This window comes from Bacillus cereus group sp. MYBK95-2, from assembly GCF_051915225.1.
GTDB classification, from domain to species: Bacteria; Bacillota; Bacilli; order Bacillales; family Bacillaceae_G; genus Bacillus_A; species Bacillus_A cereus.
Genome location: NZ_JBQAEH010000005.1, coordinates 304812 through 327971 on the forward strand (window position 1 = coordinate 304812; position 23160 = coordinate 327971).

Genomic DNA, 23160 nt, shown 5'->3' on the forward strand with positions numbered 1-23160 from the left:
AACACAATTACACTACATTTTCATAGTATATTTAATCATTTTCACCAGACATAAAGTATAAAAACAATTAAAGAAAAGAGACTGTCTTCAAAAGTTAATCTGAGGATACTTTTTTGACAATCTCTTTTCTTATATCAAAATTTTCAACTACAAAACTTACAAGTGATTATACAAATGTTATACCTGCACTTGCGAAGCCTGTAATAGCAGTAGCTATATCAAAACCTGGTGTAGTCGATGAAACAACAAGTAATATCTTATCTTGTGGAGCGACCGCAATTGCTTGTGCGCTAATACCACTTGAGGTATTACCGATAGCAATAAGACCACTAAATGCTGGTGTTAATAGTAACGGTGTACCTACTGGAGTAAAAGTATTACTTGCTGCTGGTGCGCTGTACAACTGCATTTGAATTTGTATGCTTCCTATCGATAAAGCAACCGCTACAGTTACACTAAAGAATCCTGCTAACGAAGTAATTGTACCTGCGCGAGGAGCTACAAATGCGAAATCAAATACTGGAGGTACAGGGCCTATAGTAATCGGGCCACCAGGTGGGACAATTACAGGGAAGAATGAACTTCCAAATCCAAGAAGTGCTCCTGTATTTGCTAATCCACCTAAAACAGTTGCTAACGCTACTGGCCCACCTGATGCAAACGGAATAACTGCTCCAGCTCCCGTTGCTCCTGTTAGGCCTGTTGGACCTGTTAGACCTGTCGGACCTGTTGGACCTGTTGCTCCTGTTGGACCTGTTGGACCTGTTGCTCCTGTTGGGCCTGTTGGACCTGTTGGACCTGTTGGACCTGTTAGACCTGTTAGACCTGTTGGACCTGTTGGACCTGTTGGACCTGTTGGACCTGTTGGACCTGTTGGGCCTGTTGGACCTGTTGCTCCTGTTGGACCTGTTGCTCCCGTTCCTGTTGCTCCTGTTGGACCTGTCGCTCCCGTTGGGCCTGTTGGACCTGTTGCTCCTGTTGGACCTGTTGCCCCTGGAGTAGCATTGATTAATTGAATTAATAAATTAAAAAGAACTTGTAAAGTTGCAGGATCGACATTTGAGTCGCAGGATACAGGGATAAGATCTAAAGCGAAGAAGAATTGTGCAAGGGCGCTATAAAATTGTTGCAATAATGTTGACAATTGTCCTAAATTAGGTGCTGGAGATTGTAATAAAACTATAATACTTTGAGTTAATTGTTTCAAAAAATTAACTTCTGGGGAAGGTAGTAAGGAATTTAAGAAAATTAAAAATTGATTAAATAAATTGAGTAACGCTAATCTGTTTGCATCACTTGGATTTGCAAAAAATGCTGAAATAGCTGATACTAATGAGTTTAGTAAAGTAATTAATTGACTTAATTGTTCCCTAGTTATAGGAACTGACTGTGGATTTTTACAACAATCTGCTGAAAAAACAATCGGATTGCAGTTATTATGATCAAAACAATCATTATGTTTCATTTATTTCCTCCTTATTTAATAATTTTGAGAGAATATTCTTATACTAAGAAACACTCAATTATAATGGTGTTGAATATTTTTAAATATCCATTTTTCTTAGAATAAAAATAGTTACTAATAATTAAACTATAAAAATTCAGTTTAATTACATTCACAACTCACATAATATAAGTATACGCATCTATTTATCTAGTGCTTAGATTAATTCCCTAATGAAAAAGCGTATTTTTAAAGGAATACGTTATTACTCCTATCAACGTGTTTATTTTGTCAATAAACGAAAAGGCATATTAATTTATAAGTTCAATAATTCCATTCTAGAGTAATACCAAATGAAGTTTTTTGAAAAACTTTAATCTTCACAACCTAGTTGTTTATATCATGAGTTTCTAATAATACATTTCATTTTCCATTAAGAGCTAATCATTTTGCTTTTGCTGACTAATTATTTCTTTGTAACAACTTATACTCATCTTACATACATTATCTTGAATCCTTACTTGTTAAACCATTTAATTGTTCATGACTCACAAACATCAACAATATATAAATGGTGTACTGATTCATAAAAGAGTACCCTATAATGGTGCTCTTTTTTATTTTTTGTAACAACTTACACTCATCTTACATACATTATCTTGAATCCTTACTTGTTAAACCATTTAATTGTTCATGACTCACAAACATCAACAATATATAAATGGTGTACTGATTCATAGAAGAGTACTATATAATGGTGCTCTTCTTTATTTTTTTATAACGATTTATACTCATCTTACATACATTATCTTGAATCCTTACTTGTTAAACCATTTAATTGTTCATGACTCACAAACATTAACAATATATGAATGGTGTACTGATTCATAAAAGAGTACCCTATAATGAACTGCACCTCCAATTGTTAGACTGTGTCTAACAATTGGAGGTGCAGTTTTTCTATGGCTAAATTTACAGCTGATGAAAAAATACAAATCGTTCTACGTTATTTGAACGGAAATGAAAGTTATCGAGAAATGGGTAGATTGCTCGGTATAAGTGACACAATCATTTTGAATTGGGTAAACCAATATAAACAGCATGGTCTGGAAGCTTTTCTAAAACGATGTACAAATTACACACAACAATTTAAACTAGACGTACTAAACTTTATGACTGAAAACGGTATGTCCTTATTTGAGACGGCAGCTATCTTTAATATTCCTGCCCCTTCAACGATTTCTGTTTGGAAAAAACAGCTCGAAACACAAGGAATTGATGCCTGCAGTGACCCCTGTCAAGTAGACAGGATTTAAAAAGCGCAACTAAGTAACCTGAGTTCTATATTTATATGGACTCAGATTATTTAATTTCTTTTGAAATCTTTGATGCCTAATTGATTCATCAATCTTTGTATGCGCTTATGCTTCAAATGAAGGTTATAGGTGACTTTCAGTCACACTTGCACTCCTCTATATCCATAAATCCCTCTTAGTTTTTTATGACACTTCAATATCTTTTTCTTGGTTTTAGCGTCCTCTAGTTGTTTTTCAGAAGGCACTAAGTGCCGCTTTGTCCGCTTATATACCCACTTCTAGTTACACCAGCGATGGCACATAATAGGCTAATCGTATACCCCTTTTCTAACATCTCAAGTATAGCTTCAAACTTTCTCGTTTTGGATATAGCTTGCATACCTCCTTTTACATCCCTAAGAGCTTTTTTAACATTTCATTCTCGGCTTCTAATCGTTTAATCTTAGCTTCTGGATCTTTTGGTTTTGTTCTTCCTATACCTGGCCCTTTCGCTTTTCCACGTTTTTCTTCTAGTCCTTTGATACCTTCAGCTTCAAAGTATTTCACCCAACGACTTACAACCGAGTGATGAATACCTAATTCTTTCGCAATGTTTTTATAGCTCATGCCTTCTTTTAAGTATAAATCTATAGCTTTTTTCTTAAATTCTACATCGTAAGTGACTCTAATTTTCCCCATAAAAAAATCCCCTCCATAGTAAACAGGTTAATGCGCTTTCTTTTTCCTGTCTACTATAAGGGGATCATATCAAGATCTCGTCCTCTTTTTGTTTTAGATATGCTCACCATGATCAATATAAGTATCGCCGTATTCGTATGCCGGCGCAGGTGGTCTACCGTGATCAAAATCGGCCACATTAGAAATATAATCTGGTCTTTGTGGTGCAGGTGGTCTACCATGATCAGCTTGTGATGTAAAAGATTCAGTAAAGCTTCCAATAGTTAAAACAGCAGCAAAACTAAAAAATCCCATTAGTAATTTTTTCATTTTAACGCACTTCCCTTCTGAAGTAATTCTTTAGCATCATAAGATATATTAAAATATTGGCTAGCTTTCTCATAATTCCCTTCTTGATAAAGTTTTTTCGCTAAAATTCCAGAGTACTCTTCAATTAAACTAAACTGAACAAAATCCCAATAATTCTTTTAACAATACCCCTCCATATATGGTTAATATATCCAAGTATACTATGTTGTTATATGTTTGTGTATAAAATTCGGAATTTTTGTAAAAAAAGGATTGTTTAATGTGGAAAAATAAAAGAAATAGCGTTTATGTTGATTGCTTTAGTGGTAATCATTGTAATAGGATTTGATATTAGGAATCTAGATGATCAAAAAGACATTCTCATGTTTGTTATCTATACTATTCCTATAATGCTATTACTGCTGTATGCGAAAAAATTTAAATACATTAAACCAAATTTGTTTTTAACCTTAATTTTTTTAACTTTAGGATTATGGAGTTTATTAACATTCTATGTATTACATGATTTAGTAATATTGATATCAATAATTTTAGGAATGGGGATTACATTGTTAGTTATTTTTTTCTACAGAATAGCAAAAAATAGTTAAGTAACCTGTATTCTTAAATATAGTTAAAAAAAGAGCTCTTTCATGACTTGAAGAGTTCTTTTTAATATCAATAATATATACTGAATATTCAGTATATATTATATCAAGTTTTTAAAAATTTATATATCTAAAGGCGTGTTAAAATAAATGGAAATAATAAACATTGTCACTCTAAGAGGAGGTTGTTGTATGGAGGTTCAGGCACAAACAAATGAACAAATCATGCAAATGCTGAATGAATGGTACATTGAAATTCGCGCTAGACGCTTAAGAAATGCACATCTATTAAAAACTGAAATTGATAAAAAAATGAAAAATATGGAAGAAGATCAAAACTTACTTTTATACTACTCTCTATTAGATTTTCGTCATCAATATTTAGTTGATAGTTTAAGTATTGGAAAAGATAGTTTCAACAAAATCGAATCTTTTAATATTCCAACAGATGATTCTCTTATATACTACTATTACTTTTTTAAGGCGATGCATTCGACGATAGTCGGAAATTACAACTTAGCTAAAATTTACTATGATAAAGCTGAAATAAAACTAAGAGAAATACCAGATCAGTTAGAGCATGCGGAGTTTTATTTCAAACTCGCTACATTTAACTGTCACCATCAGCAGTATATACCTGCATTTCAACAAGTGTCCAAAGCAGAAGAAATCTTCTCTAAATATAACGGATACGAACTAAATATAGGATATTGCAATAACGTATCTGGTCTTATCTGTACACATTTAAATGAATTTGAAACAGCCGAGGAATTTTTTATGTCTGCAATGAATATATTTCAAAAACAAAAAGAAGAACAGGCTATCTTATATGTGCGTCACAATTTAGGGTTTATGTACGCAAACCAAAAGCTATCAGACTTAGCTATTCGTCACCTTTCAGAAGTCATTAAAGAATTACCAAATGATTATAAGGCTATATTGATTGCAGCATGTGAACATGAAAAAATTGGGGAAAAAGAAAAAGCATTAGAGTTGTTTGAGAAAGGCTTGAAAATTAGTACAGATCTGAAAAATGAAGAATATGAACATCACTTTAAAATTTCACAAGCAATAGCAAAAGGTGTATGTGCGGAAGAATTAGAAAAAATTGTATTAGCAGGTAATGTATATTTTGAACGAGAAAATATATATGAGTATGTAAAGGAATATAATGAAAAATTAGCACTAACATTCTATCGGGAAAATAATCATGTGAAGTCAAGTGAGTATTTTTATTTATGTTCTATAATGAACGGAAAAAATCATTTAGGGGGGCAATAAAATGAAAAAAACAATTCTTTATTCGTTAGGAATATTAACTGCTTTTACCTTAATCTTAGGAAATGCAAATACCCCAAAAGAAACACAAGTATCCTCTGAAGAAGTTGTACAATACTCGCACGGTCATACAGGTGGTTAATTTAATTAGTTTAAAATATATACAAAAAGTGCCTACTCATGATAGAGTAGGCCTCTTTTACTTCACATAAACATAGGCTTCATTTGCAGTTACATAGTATGTTGTTCCTTTACTATTGTGCACTTTGTATTGCGGTGAACCATTAACGGATACTTTAGCATCAATAGTAAATCCAAGCCCTTCATCTACTGTTCCTGCTACATCTTTATCAGACCAAGAAGCAGAATCATAGAAACGAAGGTCGTCCACTTTAGAAACAACACGTTTTCCTACTACAGAACTTGAAGTAGTAGTTTGTTCCCCTTGATATTTAATGTAAGAAGGGTTGTTATAAATCCATTGGTTACCACCAAGATTTAACCAATCACCTTGTTTTCCCCAGACTTGATATGCTTCTCCTTTATTTAATTGACGGATAACACCATAATTTGTTGATGGCCCACTTCTTAGGTTTACGTTAAAACCATCAATATAAGCTACTCCTGTTTCGCCTGCAACGTTTTGAGATGGTTCTTGTGGTTTTGGTTTAACTGTAACTGTTGCGCCTTCATACGCCTTTTGTACGTCCGCTCTGAATTGCGATTCTGATACACCGTGACTGCGAAGGTAATCAATCGGATCTTCGTGGTCAGTTCCACCTAATTTGTAAGTAATATCTTTATGTGTCCATAAACCTTTGCTTGGATGAATTCCTCTATCTTTTAAAATCTTAGCTAATAGTTTTACATAACGCTCGTAAGAAGATTTAAATTTATTTGGGTTGCTAGTTTCAGAAAGTTCTACGTGAACAAATCTTTTATTTGCAGATGGTCCAGCACCATAAGCAACATATTTTGTATCAGCAATTTGGACTGTTTCGTTCCAATCTACAGCATAATGTACAAATGCATTTCTCCATGTTCTAGCTTCATAATTTCGAATGTTAATTGCTGGTGCTTCTGGCGTTGCAGTACTATGTGCTACAACGCCCTCATAAGCGCCTACACCGTAGCGATATGCTTGTTTCGGTAAGTCTTGGATAATTAGTACTCTATCGGCAAAAGAAGCCGTAGCAAACGAAAATAAGAGTAATAGAGTCATAAATAATGAGCTGAATAGTTTAATTGGTTTTTTCATTGTGTATTTTCCCCTTTTTGCCAAACAAAAAGAGCACCGTCTTTTGACAATGCTCTTCTTATGTAAGGCGTGTATTTTTTTATTTGGTATTATGTTTTTCTTTTCGTGCATCACTTCTTTGGATTTTTGCTTGTATTTCGGATGCTACACTTTCTAATAACCATGCAGGAATCCATTTTTCCCAGCCAATTCGTGCGCAGTTTGCTGCGAAACTATTAAAAATGTGGTAACTCAATCCACCGACTACCATGAAGAAAAAGAAATCAGGTAGTTTAAGAGCAATATCAAATAAATGTGCAAGAGCTGGTAATGATAAAAGCACCACGGTTCTCGTGATGCCCTCAATTCCATATTGTGATGAGTATGTTCCATCTAGTTTTGAAGCCTTACTACCAGTAATCCAGTCGAGCATGATAATCCAGCAGTAAATCGAGATCCAAATTAAGTTCGCTTTACCATATAACAAATTAATTATTGTTCCTAATCCACCGCCTATAGCACCACCTACTTTAAATTGAGTACTTGTAATAACATCGCTTATATTCAATGCCTTGATGAGTTCGTGAATTCTTTCCAAGTTCTCACCTCCTTTCAAATTTTGACCAAAATAAAAAAGCCTGCTGCAGCACGCTTAATTTCGATAAAGTTATATGTTCATTTTCTTCCACGCGTATTCTAGTGGTTCAGTACGTGGTGGTTTCATTACTGCTTTTTCAGTAGTTTTGCTTTCGTTTCGAGAGAAGTTAAACATAACTCCTTTCCGTACAGAAGTTTTCCTACCCCCTGTAATATACATATCACTAATTTCTAATTTTGAACCTTTACGTATTTGTGGTTTACGTTGTACGGTTGGATACAGTGTTTTGGGTTGAATTATTATGCCTTTTATTGTCATAAAATCACCAGCCTTATTCTACTCTTAATGCAATGTTGAACTCCGAAAATGAACTCCATACACTTGAGTAGTAGGTGTTAAATAATTTATATTTCTGTACTTCTCCATCTTGAGAAATTTCAACGATATCGCCAATTACAAAATTTGAACCCCTATATGTGTAAAGTCCATCAAATTTTGCTCTTAATCCATCTACGTTATCTCCCATAAAAAATGATGTAAATATTATATTTCCTTCTAAAGATGGTGCCTTTAAAAATACCTTATCCCAAATGAAAATAGGAACAGAAACATTTTTTAATCCCTCATATATAAGTTTACTTCTAGCAGCCACCAATGCTGCATAAGGGTCCCATTTTGGACAAACGCTCACCAATACACTAAAAGGAGAAGATATAGGTGTGAATTGTTCTTGTTGATATAGTTCATCTGGAATACCAAATAATCCTATTACAGTCTTCCCTTTTCGTTCTGGAAGATTATCATCGTTTTCATAAACACAATAGATAACAATGTCTTTATCAACGTATAAATATAGGTCCACCATAGCAATTGGTTTACTAATAGTAGTAAGACTAGTATTGTTAATTGTTTTCCCTTGATGAAAACATAATGGATAGAACGCACCAGGTCCTCCGAAAGTAACATCCTTCTCTTTATCATATCGTTCAATTAATCTAAAGCTTGCATCAGTAACAGAATTAGCAGAATCCCTTATATCAAGATGGGGATATTTATCTGCTATAATATCTTGGCTACTTGCAGCAGCGACTTCGAATGGCCGCAATTCTATAAAATGGTTCTTCATACCGTCGTTACCACTTGAGTACATGACGTAAATTTTATCTTTTGATGGCGCATCAGCATTTAATTGCTGCCACCCAGCCTTTTTCATTTCATCGATAATCTTCATAAAGACTTCTCTTCGCTCTAGTCTGTGTAACTTACAAATTTTATTTGTCATTCTGTATGTTCCTCCTTAACTTAAACGTATCGCTTTCATAGAAACATTAAAAGTAGAGTTTGCTACGCCCCTATTTTCTATATAAAGATGGACCTTGTTTGTATGATCTTTATCCTCGCAAGGAATGGATAAAATATCATACGTTCTTTTTTCGGATAAACTTTTATAGATTTGATTCCCATTCTCTTTTTGATCGTACATAAATAACATTGCTTCAACATTTGAATCATTTGTAACTTGAATCGTGCGAATATCGTATTTGTTACAACCTACATCTAGTGGAGCATATAGAGTTTTTCCTGGTTCAATTGTAATTTTTATATTCCTCTCAATAAGGATTGATGGTGTAATCTCACTTTCCGATGTATATCTATATAATTTCATTACAGTTCCCATATTGTATTCACCTCAATTATTTTTTAGATGAATATTAAAATAAATTGGTTCGAATGCTAGGAAATTTGTATCCTTCACAACCTTTACCCAAAAATCACGCGTACTTTGTGCGGCTACTGAATCAATCTGTATTTCATTTAAATAGTTTGTCCCATCTAACGAAATTAGCGCCCAGGTGTAACCGATTTTCTCCATGTACTGTTGAATAGATAGTTTTATATTTGTAGCAGCACCGATGTTATCATTTACGATTGTCATTTTTACAATACGCTCGTTATTCACCATGTAACCTAAGTTCGTTGGATCCGTTGTATTTAATTCTGCGCTATTCATTTTGATTTGCAGGGATGAACCCATGCAATACATATCCCCACCGTAAAAGGTAGCTTGTTTCTTTGCTATCAATTCGTTTTCCTCGTCATATATTTCTATGATTCCCTCAAACTCTAAAGAAGGAAGTAGAATGTCAATGCCGGTATGAGCTGCAGCTACGATGTTAGTAGACAGGATATTATCTGCAGTATCTTTTAATACAACCTTATAATTTTCATATAGTTGGCGCAGACGTAACATGTTGCTTGTTGTCATAATAATTTTATTGATGTCTAGCGGTACAAATCCCTCTGCAGTTCCTCTTTTTAAAACAACACCAATTCTTTTTGCTGCCAATGAATCGTTATCCGCATAATCAAAAAATGTATCTGTCTTTGTATAAAAGTCCCATTGATTTTCCTTGCATATTGCCATCCACTCTTTAACGCTTTGTGAACCATTAGCAGAATAGGATTCAAGAAACTCGACTTTATTCTTTTCATTTTGATAGATTAGTAAGCCGCCTTCATCTCCTTCTTTTATAGGAGCATAATCCGCAATAACCTGGATTGCAAAGTTACTTTGTGGTTTATCGATTAAAAGCATAACGTCTTTATCTGTAGAATGATTCATACGTAAGAATCCCTTTTTAACAGCATTGTTAAATGAATTTGATGGTGACATAAGCCATTTTGGATTTACGGAATCAAAATCATCTACAAATATTTTTCCGCTTTCTTTTTCGTATAAGGATACTTTTGTTTTTTCTTGTTTAAAAGGAACTAACTCTCCGTCGGCATCGATGTCAATTGCATCGAGGTTTATAAAATATCCTTTTATTTCAACAGTATGCTCTTGGTTCATTAGACCTATCTTCTCATATACTAGTGTCTGGGATTGACTACCAGGTCTAAAGAAGCTGATTATTTCTTCGACTCCATCAACTAGTATCTTAGCGTTAGTATCATACGACGAGTTCATAAGACCGATAACTCTAAGTCTTGTACCGATAAAATTGAACTTGATTGAAACTGGATTCTTATCAGGTGGATTGTTTGACGTACTGTGTTTAAAGTGCAAAGTCGAGTTATAAAAATCACTATGAGTTGAATTTGCCCATACTCCTGTGTACCGAATATTTCTATCCGTATCATCAAACCGTTTCCACCCAGGTTCCGTTTTTTTTAGAACATCTCCTACTTTTATTAAATCTGCGTAATCAATAGCAGTTAAAAGCGTAAAAGAAGTTCCATGTTCACCAGAAGCCTTTCCTGCTGTAGTTACTTTAACGTTATGTTCACCCTTAAATAGATCAAGTTTCTCAAATACGACAAGAGAGTAGTCGGAAGAATATGCAGGAACTGAACCAGGATATCTAATACCGTCTATTGTCACTTCAATATTGAATGCATGAGTTGTAAAATTTTTTAATAATATACGTACTGCATTCCCTGTAAACTTAAAATAAAATGAACGACCTAATGCAGCACCAATATACCAGGCGCTATTCCGTTCTAAACTATCAGAATCACCTACTGCACGCCATTTATCTCCTGTATTAATGTTGTTTAATGCTACATTTGAAAAAAACTTACCTGGTTCAGCATTTTCTAAAGTGCAATATTCACGAGTCCACCCTGGTTCTGGTTGCAATAGGTTTTTTCCTAATTGGCTTACCATTTTATCACCTTCTCTTTATCTTGTTTTCTTCCAATTTGAATTTGTCCACCAAGATTGACGACTATGCCGCAACCATAACTTAGGATCATCATTTTCTTTTTCGATAACTATTAATTCATCTGGTTTTTCTGTATCTAGTACTCTCTCCATTTTGAATAGCTCATTATCTTCTAGAACTGATTCTCTTTCTGGCGTACGTTCAAACCGTTCATATTTCTCTGTAACGCTTTCTAATTCATGTTCCCTATAAAATGTATCTGCTTTGTTAGTTGCAGCTTCTATGCTAGTCTGTCGCTCTAATAATTCATGTTCACTAACGATTGCATATCGTTCAGATTCCCTTGCTGCATCTGCAGTTTCAATTACATTTGTATCTCTTGTTATAACTTCTTTATCAGCTGGTGTTATATCAGAGATAATTCCGCCCTCAAATTCACGAATACCGTTAAAAGCTTCTTGCTCTGTAATAAGGGCTTGTTGTGAATCTTGTTTGTAAGAAATGTCTAAAGTTATATGTTCAGCATCTAAGGTAATTGGAACGGTGTCCGAAGCTACTTCTTCAATTACTGCAGTTGTATGTTCTTTTATTGCTTTTTCAGATTCAATTGTTTGATCTAGCTTCATTTGCATCACATTTAGTGATTTAGATGAATCATTAAGTAAGGCAATACGTGTTTCTAGTTCTTTTTGAACACGGCCGAACAAATCGAATTCCGGAAGATATACAGGAATACCAAGGCCCTCAAATAAATCAAACTCTTCTATGTTAGCTTGAAATTCTTTTTCGGTTTTATTGGCAACTTCATCAGTATTTACATCAGTAATAAGTACGCGTTCTTTTAATCCGAATGAAGAAATTTCATCAACATGTGTAAGTACTGCAGTATCTTCTTTATTAGCTTGTTCCAGTTTAACTACAGTTGCTTGTAGCTCATTTTTTACTTCTGCAAATGTAACGTCTGGCGATACGCCTTGTAATTCTTTGAAGATACGATGAGAATAATCTGCATCAGTAATGCCGGCATTTATTTCATGTAACCTTTCTGCTTCTTCTGTGACAATTGTCTGTATCTCGAATATGTTTTGCGATTTATTCGCATCGTCAGTTTCGGAAATGTCTTTAACAGATAATATCCGTGAAGTATTTTCAACTTCTTGTCCCACCTCTATAGCTGCAGTAAATACATTTTCTTTATTTGCGAATTCTTGTTGATCCGTATAAACAGAATCAAGTGTTTCTACGATACGTTTAAATGTGTGTGTTGTATCTACATTCGCATACTGTTCTTTTGTTCTTGTAAATGATGCGGATTCGTTTCTTTCAGAATCAAATATATTTATTTTCTTGCTTACTTCGTTATTTGTAATAACATCTGCAGCAAGTTCCTTTGTTCGAATAGAGTGATCCAGGTTAATTTGAGCTACATCTATGTCACGAATTAAATACGCACTTTCAATATCTTCATAAGGAAGCAGGTCCACATTTTCAATTTCTTCTACACGATTCAACTCATATTGTTTAGCAATAGACGTTTCAATGTCTCTTTGCATACGAGCAAATAAATCATAATCCGGAAGATAAACCGGTATACCCATACCATTGAACAAATCAAATTCTTCTATGATTCCTTTGACTTCTCGCTCTTTTGTACCAAATTCAAATTGTGCCGGAGCATGAAGAAGTATTTCTTTTTTCTGTATATCACCAGTTTCATTTTCGGCAATGGATACAGGTAATATATTTGGAACTGCAGTAGATAAAGTAACCTCTGCATGTGTAGCTGTTAGCTCCCTGGTAACAATCTCGCTCGTTTCATTATGCATTGATACAGCTTCATAATCCGTTGTAACTCTATCGGCCATAAGATCATTATAAAAACCTTCACCATATACAATGCGCGCAACATTTATCCATTCCGGTAATACTTCTACACCTGCAGCGAATTCACGTAACTTACCTTTTAGTAAATCCTGCTTTATGATTGGTGCAGCTTCATACTCATTCGTTATAAGATTTGTTTCATCAGAAGCGTGTACCATTGCTTCTATCTCGTTTGGTTTTGTGCTCTCTACCCCTTCGATATGGTTTATATCGAAAATTCGTCTATGTTGTTGTGATCCTTCTGAAGAAATTAGTTGAACAGAAATACTGTCCATTCGTTGCGAATGCTGCATTTCAATGTTGGCCACATTTATATTTCGATTTATATCAGAATCAGTTGTATTTGAAATGTAGGCTTCTACCTCTATTTGTCGCAATGCATTCTCTACAACATCTGTTAAAATCCCTTTTGCTCTTACTTTTGTAGCGGTTACTCCTGCGTTATCTTCTTTAACAGCTTTATATCTCGCATAAGGAGCAATGCAAATTGGATAATCAACATCATTTTTGTTTTCTGTATTCGCTGGTGTAATAGAAAAAGAATAAACTTTTTTATTCCGATCTGGTCCAGAACCAACGACAACAACATGACTTTTTTCTTTGGTACATATAGAAGGGGAAGCAATAGAATAAACTTTTTCACTCATTCTTCTGCTACCCCCTTATACTTAAATATCTTCTTTGTAGATCGCTAAACCAATTGGATTAAATGGTGTTACTTTCGCTTGTGTCATAGGACAAACTGGCGTTGTTGGTAATGTGTAACGATATAATTGAGCCATTTCATAAGCGCCTGTGATTTCAGAACCAATAACCGGTGCTTCGTTAAATGTAACGGTCTTATCTTCTGCATTGTATACATAATCCGTTTTTTCTACTTCTTTACATGAAATGAATAATCTTAACGTTTCGCCCTTCGGCTTATGTTCTAAATGAAATACTTTACGATGGCCATCACCTTGTCCAAGTACTTCATCTACAACTGTTTTTTCAATTTCTAGCTCATCAGCTTGCTGGATATTCTTTGGATGAACTGCATAAACATCATCTAGTTTTCCAACATATCCATCGTTTGGATGAACAATATAAATTTGAGATAAATGATATTTACCACTATAAACCGATGGATTAAAGCGTCCTTGTCCACTATCTACTGACATATCATGAGTAATGAAAGCTAAATAATGGTGTTGATACATGGCTCCTGTGCTTGATTGTGATAATTGAACCGTTTCGTTTCCGTTTGATGTATCAGAACCGTAATCAAGTGGCGCATTACCAATTTTCTTATTTGGTGAATATACAAATTGGTCGCCTGGTCTGCAGCCGCTTAAAATAATCATATTTTTTCTTGGTGCAACATCGAATGTATATAATTTTCCGATATACAACGGAACAAATAATGCACGAACTGGATTTGGTGTTGGATCTACACGCATAAACATAATTAAGCGGTCATTGTTTGCGTTCCCATACAGATAAACAACAGAATCGCGATTTAATTCTTTAGAGAAACGCTGCTCCGGTGTAAAACTAATTGATGTATAAGGGGATGGGTTCACAAAATTAATCGTAGAATATACTTCGCCCATAATACTTTCCATCTTTTGTACATCGAAACTTGTTTTTGCCGTTAATGTATCCAGTGTTCCGTCTTCTTTTGGTAATAAGAAATAAATACCGCTAATCTTAATTGTTGTATCTGCTGCAGGTGCGGTTTTAAATACAATTTCCGTTTCAGTGAACGAGTACTCGCTAGAATCAACAATAGTATTATCCTTGTAAACTACGGTCCTGCTTTCGTCAAAGTTAGGGAATGGCAATGCGAAGTTCTTTTTCGTTCCATTTCCATTTCCTAATTCCCCTAATTTATCACCGGAAAGGATCTCTTTTTCAATAAAGTATCGATTGAAAGTGAATAGCAGCATGTCATTGTTTGGCTCATATGTGTTGGTAGCTAATCTGTATTCGCACGTTACTTTATCGCCTTTTGCAATAGCAGTAGTGAATGTTACTTTTCCTGTAGTTGCATCCACCTTATATTTACTCTTTTCTTGTTCAAACCCATTTACATATACAATGACAGAAGGGCCAAGAACAGGAGAAACAGGGATAGAGAAATCTTTCTTCACGCCATCTCCCATCCCTAGTTTACCTAGTGGAGAATCTGCAGAAATAAACCGGCTATCAGTGAAATCAGAATCAGCAGTGTCATACGCATTTGCTATGCCGAATCTTCTACGTTCTCCATCGCTTCCTAACGATTCAAACAACCTTACATCAATAAATTTTGAAATGCCGCTCTTAATTTGGAAAAACAGCGTTCGTTTCCAACCGTTATCAGCAAATAGTTTTTCTAATTCTTGCGGTAATGTTTGTAAATATACGACTTTATCAAACCACATATATGTACACTCCTTTATACTGTTTTCTCAAAAATACCTAATCCAGCAGGACGATACGCCGTAGAAGGTCTTTTTGTAATTGGTGAAATAGCATCTACATTAAAGAATTTGTAAATGTCGTGTGAATCCGGGCAAGTATTCTTTCTAACTTTTAATCTATCGCCATTTAATAGACCTAACGGAGACAATAGGATCATATAAGGTAAATATCCACGTACACCTTCATCTGGATGAACAATATAAGCACGAGAAGTATGTACTTTATTGCTATAAACAGACGGGTTAAATTGATATTTGTATTCGTCATTATCTTGTGATTGCCATGCTAGTGAATATTGACCGCCATCTTTACCAACGCGATCTGGTGGCATTGCATTAGGCGCTACATTCCAAGCAATAAAATGAGCCTGGTACCTTGCTCCTAATCTTGAACGTTTAATAATTACGTTATCAATACCATTACCAGGGGAACGTGGATAAGACTTCATGACAGGCATGTAGTTTTCTACATTTCTATATGGTTTCGTGTCGTTAAAATCGAATTTATGTGATGCTTCTTCATTACCTGTATCAAAAGCTGTTCCCGCCCATAATGCATCACCTAATGTATCATCATTAGCGTAACTTTCTAATTGGCCCATATAAAGCGGTGTAACTGGAACTACGTTGTTTTCAAAGGCTGGTGTATTATCAGCTTGTATTAATAAAACAACACGGCTTTCATCAACTTGGCCATTAATCCGGACCAATGAATCCGGCCACCAATTTGTTTGAGCGTTGATACCTTGTAAATTCGTATTTCGTAATGTTACTTTAACCCAAGGGGACATCATGACTTGTGTCTCTGCTTCGTCATAGGAGTAAACTTTGTAAGATATACCATTATTTACTTTTGGAGTAACTGTTATTTTGGTTAATTCTACATCTAATAATACTTTTTCAAATTTATTAGATTCATAAGGAAGAACAAGTACACCTTCATCAGCAACGCTTGGTTCTTTTTCAATCATGTAAACATAAAAACAAGAACGATCCCTACCGCTTGCTAGACGTTTTTTACCGTCTTCGGCAAAAGCTTTCTTTCCTTCTTCATTTGTGAAGTTGTATTTAATCTCTGACTTTTTAAGTGACCATTTTGAAGTTTGAGCAATTCCATAAATAGAACCGCTATTGTTCTTCACTAGCATGTGCTTACTCATGCCGAATTCAAATTTTGTATCATCGTCGGATTTTACGTCTAAATCCGGATAAACGGCTCTGAAAAACGATTTTACTTTCTTCCATCCGTTAGCGATTACCAATTTAACAATTTCGTCTTGGAATTCGCCTTCTGTATACATTTTTTCAACGTATGCCATCTATTTCACGCTCCTAATCTCTTAATAGTTGGTAATTAAGCCATATAGCTTTTTTCTCTGCAGATGCATTGTGGTATTCAAACTTTAGCTCTGCATTAACAGGTATAGGTTTTACAATGGAGAAATTAAATCCCTCTGGCACATCTTTTACATAAACCTCTTTAAATACTTGTTGGCCATTAATAAATAAATTCCAGTAGTCCGAGTCACTGTAATGTGAAGCGGCAACAGAAAAAGCAATCATTTCTGTTTCGAATGGTAATGAAAACTTATCTACATGAATTTCATCATGTATACCAACTCTTCGCCCTTGTATGAATGGCTCTGTTTTTGTCGGGAAGTAAGGTGCGTCGAATCTTCCACCAGCCATATAGGTAACAGCAAAACTCATCAATACGCCCCCTTATCTTAAAAAGTGCAATTCAAACCAAACTGTTTTATCAAGAATTCCTTGGTTATGGAATCGAAATACAATTGTGTCTCCTGCTTTAACTGCTTTATAAACCATAAAGTGCATCCCTTCCGGAAGCCGTTTTGTATAAATATCTTGGCAAACGGTTTGCCCGTTTACGATTAAATCCCATTTATCATCTAATTCGTAAATGGAAGAACTAACACTAATTGCGTAAATCTCCATATCTGCAGGTAATGTATATTTCACTTCATCCGTTTTAAATGATGTGGAATCCATAATGAAACCAGGTATGAATGGTTCTGTTTTAGTCGGATGAAAAGGTGGATCTAATCGGCCACCGGCTAAATAGGTTGTTTCAAACAAGAGCAATCACCCTTTTCTTGTATTAAAAAATTCCCGTGCATCATTACGACACATCGGGAATTGGTAAATCAGATAGTATACCGTTACCTTTATTAAGGAGTCTCGGCTGCACACGCTCTAATTGCTTTTGTGCATTGTATATTAATTGTATCTCCATCTCTTTTCCGGTTACTTTATGAGAGATAAGAACCTTTTCTAGCATACCTTGTGAATTAAAGGCTAAATCATAGTGTAAATATTTATCTCCATCAACTGCAGACAAACGAGCACCATCACGAATAAGGGTATAGCCTTCTGTCATACCTTCTTTAAATACATCGTTCGGGTCATTTCCAGGCATTGGTTTACCGCCGTTATATATTTGCCTGTCAATCAACCCTTTCATTAGATACATAATCGGATCATATAAATTCTTTTGCATTATCATAAGATCACCCCTAATTTACCCTTGTGACAGCCCAAGTTTTCGCTGGGCGTTTGATATAATACCCAGTTGATTCATCTATATTTACTCGTTTAAATGTTAAATCGGGTAAAGAACCATAATCGTATAAAATATTATTTTGTGTATCTAATACTTGTATCCGTCCGGTAAGCCATCTTAAAGGAGTCCGTACCCCTTCGAAAACAATCATGTTTGCACCGTATTCGAGTGGTATATCAACGTATGTAGGATTATTACGTATAAAGTAATTTTCCTCTATTAACTTATCATTGCAATAAATATTTAATAAGTCGCCATCTTCATAATCATAGTCCCAAAGTTTTAATCGTAATGTATCTACATTTACTGTAATACCAGTTATATCTGTATATGGAGCAGGTTCATACCCATAGTTAACAGTTAAATCTAAAGTTTGATAGAATCCATCATCTGCAGAAATCATTGTATTAATCCCTTTGACAAAGTAATTCCACTGTTGACCAGAATCTCTATTGTAAACAGAAATAACATCGAATAATTGAATCCTTGGATCCCCAACAACTGCAACCGTTAATGTTCTGAACTTCTGGATTGCTTTTAAATGATATGCTGCAGCAACCGCTCTTCTTGCAAAGAATGTTGTTGCCCAGGGCACTTCTATCATTTCCTCTCGTAAATCACCCTGCGATACATTTTTTAATAGAAACGAATTAAGAAATCCGTTTGCGTAATCTCCACATTTAACAACAATACTATTACTTATATCCTGATCAGTTAGCTGCATATCTAAAGAGATAAGGTTTTCCCCTTCTCTAAAACTAAACTTTGCAGGTTCATTAATTGCATAGTCTGGCATTTTCATAAATGTACAACTTCCGTCTGGTTCGTGTTTAATATAGTGGAATGTCGTATCTATAATATCTCGAACAATTTCATCCCATTTTTGAAATCTCTTACCGGTTGCTCCTTCTACAATCCAGCTCTGATTGGTTCCAGGAATATTTACTCTGTTACCGTGCAATGTAACTCCTGCTTTTTCAAAGAAGAACTTCACAACATCATAAACATTACCGGTAGGTGCAACAATTTCATCTGATCCAGGTGTTGGGATTACTGATTTATGTAAAACCTTCTTATAGGATGTAGTGCAGGTTACTGAAATCGTGCCGCTTTCGGCATTTACCTTCACATCAGATACAAAACCATGTATATAAGGTAATGCTTCCTCACCGTAGCCAATAGACACTTTAAATTCAGTCTGCGGATATAGCTGGTTTGTATTTGTTACCTCACTGTTATAAAACCATTCTGAAATAGAAGAGAACTTCCCATACCAGTTGTCAGGAGCCATTTGACCGTATTCATTTGCAAAGGTAATAGTAAATGTACTAGCAAACTGATCTGCGTTCTCCTGCACTTCTAAGCCTATTACACGATGTTGTATTTGTACGTAAGAAGAAGAGTCTCTTCTTTTCATATAAACAATTAAATTAGGGGAGTTATTCCCAACTTGGAAATAGCTCCCCAACATTCTAATTAAAGAAATAGATCCTTCTCTCACATTCCATCAACTCCTACTCCTGCTTGTGACATGGACATTAATTTACATTTTGCTATGACTAACGTTCCTTTTCGTATTGCATCTACTTCATTCGGCGGAATTATACCCCCGTAGGTACCGTAATCGCCAGTAATAATATGAGGACGGTATATTTCCCTCATGAAATCACGCCAATAACTGATATCTTTAAATAGTACAGTGAATTCTACTTCACAACCTTTGCTACCTGCACTTTGAGAACGCGGGTATCCATGCATGACATTATGTAATTTTAAGCCATCTAGTGATTTTGGTAATTTTGTTTGTTCAATCTTTTCGATATTAGGTACATGCCCAAATGCATAGTAATGTACGTCGCGTATATATGCTATGTCAGAGGAACCATAACCGATTGTTGTAAATTCAATTGTTTGTGGCCCTGCACCTACAAAGATTTCTCTTGCTTCCCAGTCATAAGGTCCTCTTGCTCTAAATCTTTCAATACCATTTACCCGAACAATAAAGTACTTATCTGGTAACATGCCATCAGAACCAATAGGAACCAGGGACAAAAACGAAAAGTTATATGTCCCTGGCCATGAGAAATCAATGGTATATCGTATTGTGTCTTTTAACTCTGCAGCCTTTCCTAAGAGATGGTATGAACCACCTCTTCTATGCAATGTTTTTAATATACTCATACATTTCGCACCGCCATTCCCATTAGATCATCAGCAACTACGTTTTGTAGCAGCTTTCTCATTTTTACAAAGTCATCTGCAGATTGTAGTTTTTCAACAGAGACTTTAAAAGTAGCATTTTGAATTGTTACGCCATTATCCGTTTTCTTCTCAACGTGGGTTTGTCCAGCAAATGGATGTGCAGTTTTACCGATTAGATCAGCAGAACGTGCGCCCATTTGTCCAATTTGATTAGATACATCGGTTACTAGTTTCATTGGTTTAGGTGGAACGACAGCTTTATTTAATAGTTCAGAAGCTTTGTCTACTGCAGGAATCATTTTTTCCATCCCTACACCAAGACCTTCTGTAATATAGCCCCCGTATTCCATCATTAACCGGGATGGGCTTCGAATACCAAAGAACTTTAATACGGCTTTAGGTATTCCCGAAACAACTCCTTTAGCTTTTTTTATAAGCCAATCTGCCATTCCTGACATACCTTCACCAATACCGGCAATAATATCTTTTCCCCAGCTAACTGCATCTTTTGCTACATTTTTTACTATAGAACCAACTTTACTGAATACATCTTTTACAGTATCTACAACCCCTGTAAATGCACCAGTGATTGCTTTCTTTATAGTTTTAAAGTTACTAACAATAAATTCTTTTATACCGCCCACAACATCAGTTATCGTGTTATATAATTTGTTGAAATTAGTAATTACAAACCCAACAAATTCACGAACTGCATTAATGATTGTAAACTTTATAAAATTCCAAGCCGATTGAATCACATTTTTAATTGTGTTCATAACGCTAGAAATTGTATCTTTAATAGATTCCCAAGAAGATTTCACAAAATCTTTTAAGAACTTTAATACTGTAGTAAAGGTTGATTTAATTGCGTCCCAGGCTTTCTTTACAATTTCCTTAATCGTATTAAAAACACTGGATATTGTATTTTTCATTTTTTCGAATTCGGTTTTTACGTACTGCTTTATTATTGCTAAAGCCATAGAGAAAATTCTTTTAATAGCATTCCATCCAGTAGAGAAAATTTTCTTCCAGGTGTTAACTGCCTTTTGGACACTATTCTTAATGAATTTCCATGTGCCATCTACAATTTTTTTCAAACCGCTTAATGCTAGATTAAAAACAAATTTAATGGCATTCCATCCAAATTCGAAAATGTTTTTCCAAATTTTAATGTTGTATTCAATTCTTTGTTTTATATATTTCCAAGCTTCTTCTAAGACCTTCCCCAAAAATGATGAAGCAGATTTGAAAAGTTTTTTTGTACCATTCCAAAATCCAGAGAAGAACTTACCTAAACCATTCCATGCCTTTTTTGCACCTTTTACGGTTGCGTCCCAAGCTTTAGAACAGACATCGCCAATCCATTTAACTGCTTTCTTGGTGTATTTTACGATGTCATCCCAGTTTTTATAAATTAGATATACTAATCCTACAATTGCTAGTATGGCAATCGTCCAGGGATTCATCAGTAAAGTCATCATGGATCGGCCCAACAGCGCTAGAGCTTTCCCGATTCCACCAAACATACCGATAAGTTTAGGGCCGACTTTAAGAATGCCTGTAAATAGCATTGGTACTTTAGTAAGTATTGGTACTAGGAATCTTAATGAACCAACAAATGCTCCAACTCCACTTGTCATAAAGCCCATCATGGCGACTAATGGTCCTAATACAGCGACCATACCTAAAATTGCTACAATACCAATTTGAATTGGCTTAGGCATAGAACTAAATGCTTTTGCAGCAACTTCTACCGCTTTAATAATTGGAGGAAGTGCTACTTCTGCAATATCTAAAATAGCTTGTCCTAATGGTTCTAAAGATGCCATTGTAGTACGCATTAACTTTTGCCAACGAACACCAAAAGCTTCTTGCTGTGTCTTCTGCATTTTTCCCATTGTGCCCTCGACATCGCCTAACGCACCATTTGCATTATTAAGACCTAATACAGCTTGAGCACCCATGTCTTCCCATTTTGTACCGAATACAGCAACACCAAGTTGGTTTGCTTTTACTTTATCGTCCATCTTACCTAAATCAACTAAGACGGCATTAAACACATCTGCAGAAGTTCCTTTACCTTTGTTAAAGTTATCCCAGACTTTTTGTGTTTGGGGTGACATTTCAGCAAAGGCATCAGATACACCTTTAGAACCATCCTGTACCCGAATACCGAACTCTTTTACAAGGTCGTTAATGTAATCGAGATTATAACTTCCATCACGAGTACCGTTTGCCATAATGGTAAACATCTCGTTAGCAGAGAAGCCGGCTTGTTTGTACAATGGCGCATATTCGGCCACATTATCAAACATTTCATTTGAATAGTTCAAACCTTCTTGTCCACCAGCAGCAAATAAATCGAATGCTTCCTTTGAAGAAATACCAAACTGATTCATTAACTGCCCTGCACCACGAGTTACTTCATTGATATCAGAATCAAATGTTTTACCCAATGTCATAGCGCTTTTTGTAGCTTCTTCTAATTCTTCGTGAGGAACGTCTTTCATATTCTGATACACTTTTATAAGAGACTGATCCACTTCTTCAATACTTTGGCCAAATCCATCTTTCCAAGTTTCTTTTGCGATTTTACCAAGGTTTTCAGCACCTTTTTCAGTAAGACCTAAAGAAGATTGGATGTTTCTTTGAGAAGTATCGAAATCAGAAGCCACTTTTACAGCTGCAGCACCGATACCAGCTAAAGGTAAGGAAACGCCCGTTGTCATGTTTGTACCAACATCTTTCATTTTGTTACCTACATGACTAATGGATTCCCCTGCCTTTTGGAATTTATCATGCATTCCATTTGCAGTCTTTTGTACTCGATCTTCAAACTGTTGTAAATCTTTATAAGCGCCTTCTGCTTTAATACCAATCGTTCCGAACAGTTGGAACATTTCAGCTAACATTTACGCACCCCCTTCTGGGGCC

21 protein-coding genes and 2 pseudogenes are annotated in these 23160 nt (G+C 35.2%); 3 read left to right on the forward strand and 20 right to left on the reverse strand.

What is annotated here, in order from left to right; all coding sequences use genetic code 11:
* Positions 1 to 166 precede the first annotated feature (166 nt).
* Positions 167 to 1465, reverse strand: coding sequence for an exosporium glycoprotein BclB-related protein (locus ACTFN4_RS19010; protein WP_061458044.1), 1299 nt, complete (start codon positions 1463 to 1465; stop codon positions 167 to 169).
* A 941-nt stretch (positions 1466 to 2406) separates the two neighbouring features.
* Here ACTFN4_RS19010 and ACTFN4_RS19015 point away from each other — a divergent pair.
* Positions 2407 to 2727: pseudogene (locus ACTFN4_RS19015) on the forward strand (transposase); the annotation flags it as partial.
* A gap of 277 nt (positions 2728 to 3004) precedes the next feature.
* On the opposite strand, the gene ACTFN4_RS19020 reads toward ACTFN4_RS19015, so the two are convergent.
* From ACTFN4_RS19020 to ACTFN4_RS19035, 4 genes and pseudogenes are all read right to left on the reverse strand, one after another.
* Positions 3005 to 3139 (reverse strand): hypothetical protein, encoded by a 135-nt coding sequence (locus ACTFN4_RS19020; RefSeq protein WP_262984027.1) that lies wholly within the window; start codon positions 3137 to 3139, stop codon positions 3005 to 3007.
* An 8-nt stretch (positions 3140 to 3147) separates the two neighbouring features.
* Entirely contained in the window at positions 3148 to 3438 is a 291-nt protein-coding gene (locus tag ACTFN4_RS19025) for a transposase (protein WP_061457133.1), read from the reverse strand.
* Between the two features lie 93 nt (positions 3439 to 3531).
* Positions 3532 to 3747, reverse strand: a complete 216-nt coding sequence (locus ACTFN4_RS19030) for a hypothetical protein (RefSeq protein WP_061457132.1) — start codon at positions 3745 to 3747, stop codon at positions 3532 to 3534.
* Positions 3744 to 3881, reverse strand: a pseudogene (locus ACTFN4_RS19035) (aspartate phosphatase); the annotation flags it as partial. The pseudogene ACTFN4_RS19035 and the gene ACTFN4_RS19030, both read right to left, overlap by 4 nt.
* A 645-nt stretch (positions 3882 to 4526) precedes the next feature.
* Between ACTFN4_RS19035 and ACTFN4_RS19040 the strand changes: the two are divergent.
* Complete coding sequence (locus tag ACTFN4_RS19040) at positions 4527 to 5615, forward strand: hypothetical protein (protein ID WP_086408604.1); 1089 nt, start codon at positions 4527 to 4529, stop codon at positions 5613 to 5615.
* A gap of 1 nt (position 5616) precedes the next feature.
* Positions 5617 to 5754: a hypothetical protein gene (locus tag ACTFN4_RS19045; RefSeq protein ID WP_170879373.1), complete on the forward strand. Its 138-nt coding sequence runs from the start codon at positions 5617 to 5619 to the stop codon at positions 5752 to 5754.
* 57 nt (positions 5755 to 5811) lie between these two features.
* Here the strand turns inward: ACTFN4_RS19045 and ACTFN4_RS19050 are convergent, their stop codons facing one another.
* The 15 genes from ACTFN4_RS19050 to ACTFN4_RS19120 all read right to left on the reverse strand — a co-directional run bounded on the left by ACTFN4_RS19050 (position 5812) and on the right by ACTFN4_RS19120 (position 23138).
* Positions 5812 to 6870, reverse strand: coding sequence for an N-acetylmuramoyl-L-alanine amidase (locus ACTFN4_RS19050; RefSeq protein ID WP_324656369.1), 1059 nt, complete (start codon positions 6868 to 6870; stop codon positions 5812 to 5814).
* A 79-nt stretch (positions 6871 to 6949) separates the two neighbouring features.
* Positions 6950 to 7447 carry a phage holin family protein gene (locus tag ACTFN4_RS19055; RefSeq protein ID WP_000439586.1) on the reverse strand — a complete coding sequence of 166 codons (498 nt, stop codon included), beginning with the start codon at positions 7445 to 7447 and terminating at the stop codon, positions 6950 to 6952.
* Positions 7448 to 7516: 69 nt separating this feature from the next.
* The gene (locus tag ACTFN4_RS19060) at positions 7517 to 7765 is read right to left on the reverse strand and encodes a hypothetical protein (protein ID WP_400154608.1); all 249 of its coding nucleotides are present in this window, start codon (positions 7763 to 7765) and stop codon (positions 7517 to 7519) included.
* Positions 7766 to 7778: 13 nt separating this feature from the next.
* Positions 7779 to 8729 carry a hypothetical protein gene (locus tag ACTFN4_RS19065; RefSeq protein ID WP_400154607.1) on the reverse strand — a complete coding sequence of 317 codons (951 nt, stop codon included), beginning with the start codon at positions 8727 to 8729 and terminating at the stop codon, positions 7779 to 7781.
* A 15-nt stretch (positions 8730 to 8744) separates the two neighbouring features.
* Positions 8745 to 9125: a DUF1998 domain-containing protein gene (locus ACTFN4_RS19070; RefSeq protein ID WP_000537585.1), complete on the reverse strand. Its 381-nt coding sequence runs from the start codon at positions 9123 to 9125 to the stop codon at positions 8745 to 8747.
* A 12-nt stretch (positions 9126 to 9137) separates the two neighbouring features.
* Complete coding sequence (locus tag ACTFN4_RS19075) at positions 9138 to 11117, reverse strand: hypothetical protein (RefSeq protein ID WP_400154606.1); 1980 nt, start codon at positions 11115 to 11117, stop codon at positions 9138 to 9140.
* A gap of 15 nt (positions 11118 to 11132) precedes the next feature.
* Positions 11133 to 13646, reverse strand: a complete 2514-nt coding sequence (locus tag ACTFN4_RS19080; protein ID WP_439962677.1) for a hypothetical protein — start codon at positions 13644 to 13646, stop codon at positions 11133 to 11135.
* Between the two features lie 21 nt (positions 13647 to 13667).
* Entirely contained in the window at positions 13668 to 15404 is a 1737-nt protein-coding gene (locus tag ACTFN4_RS19085; protein WP_439962678.1) for a hypothetical protein, read from the reverse strand.
* A 14-nt stretch (positions 15405 to 15418) separates the two neighbouring features.
* Positions 15419 to 16762, reverse strand: a complete 1344-nt coding sequence (locus ACTFN4_RS19090; RefSeq protein WP_400154603.1) for a hypothetical protein — start codon at positions 16760 to 16762, stop codon at positions 15419 to 15421.
* A gap of 13 nt (positions 16763 to 16775) precedes the next feature.
* Positions 16776 to 17153: a hypothetical protein gene (locus tag ACTFN4_RS19095; protein ID WP_000006650.1), complete on the reverse strand. Its 378-nt coding sequence runs from the start codon at positions 17151 to 17153 to the stop codon at positions 16776 to 16778.
* Between the two features lie 12 nt (positions 17154 to 17165).
* Positions 17166 to 17540 (reverse strand): hypothetical protein, encoded by a 375-nt coding sequence (locus ACTFN4_RS19100; RefSeq protein WP_000464284.1) that lies wholly within the window; start codon positions 17538 to 17540, stop codon positions 17166 to 17168.
* A gap of 43 nt (positions 17541 to 17583) precedes the next feature.
* A complete protein-coding gene (locus ACTFN4_RS19105) occupies positions 17584 to 17967 on the reverse strand; it encodes a hypothetical protein (protein WP_000605841.1) in 384 nt (127 codons plus the stop codon).
* Positions 17968 to 17977: 10 nt separating this feature from the next.
* On the reverse strand, positions 17978 to 19525 hold the full coding sequence (locus ACTFN4_RS19110; protein WP_001206677.1) for a hypothetical protein: 1548 nt from the start codon (positions 19523 to 19525) through the stop codon (positions 17978 to 17980).
* Positions 19522 to 20205 carry a hypothetical protein gene (locus ACTFN4_RS19115; protein WP_400154601.1) on the reverse strand — a complete coding sequence of 228 codons (684 nt, stop codon included), beginning with the start codon at positions 20203 to 20205 and terminating at the stop codon, positions 19522 to 19524. The genes ACTFN4_RS19110 and ACTFN4_RS19115 overlap by 4 nt, the downstream gene beginning before the upstream one ends.
* On the reverse strand, positions 20202 to 23138 hold the full coding sequence (locus tag ACTFN4_RS19120; protein WP_439962679.1) for a phage tail tape measure protein: 2937 nt from the start codon (positions 23136 to 23138) through the stop codon (positions 20202 to 20204). The genes ACTFN4_RS19115 and ACTFN4_RS19120 overlap by 4 nt, the downstream gene beginning before the upstream one ends.
* Positions 23139 to 23160 lie beyond the last annotated feature (22 nt).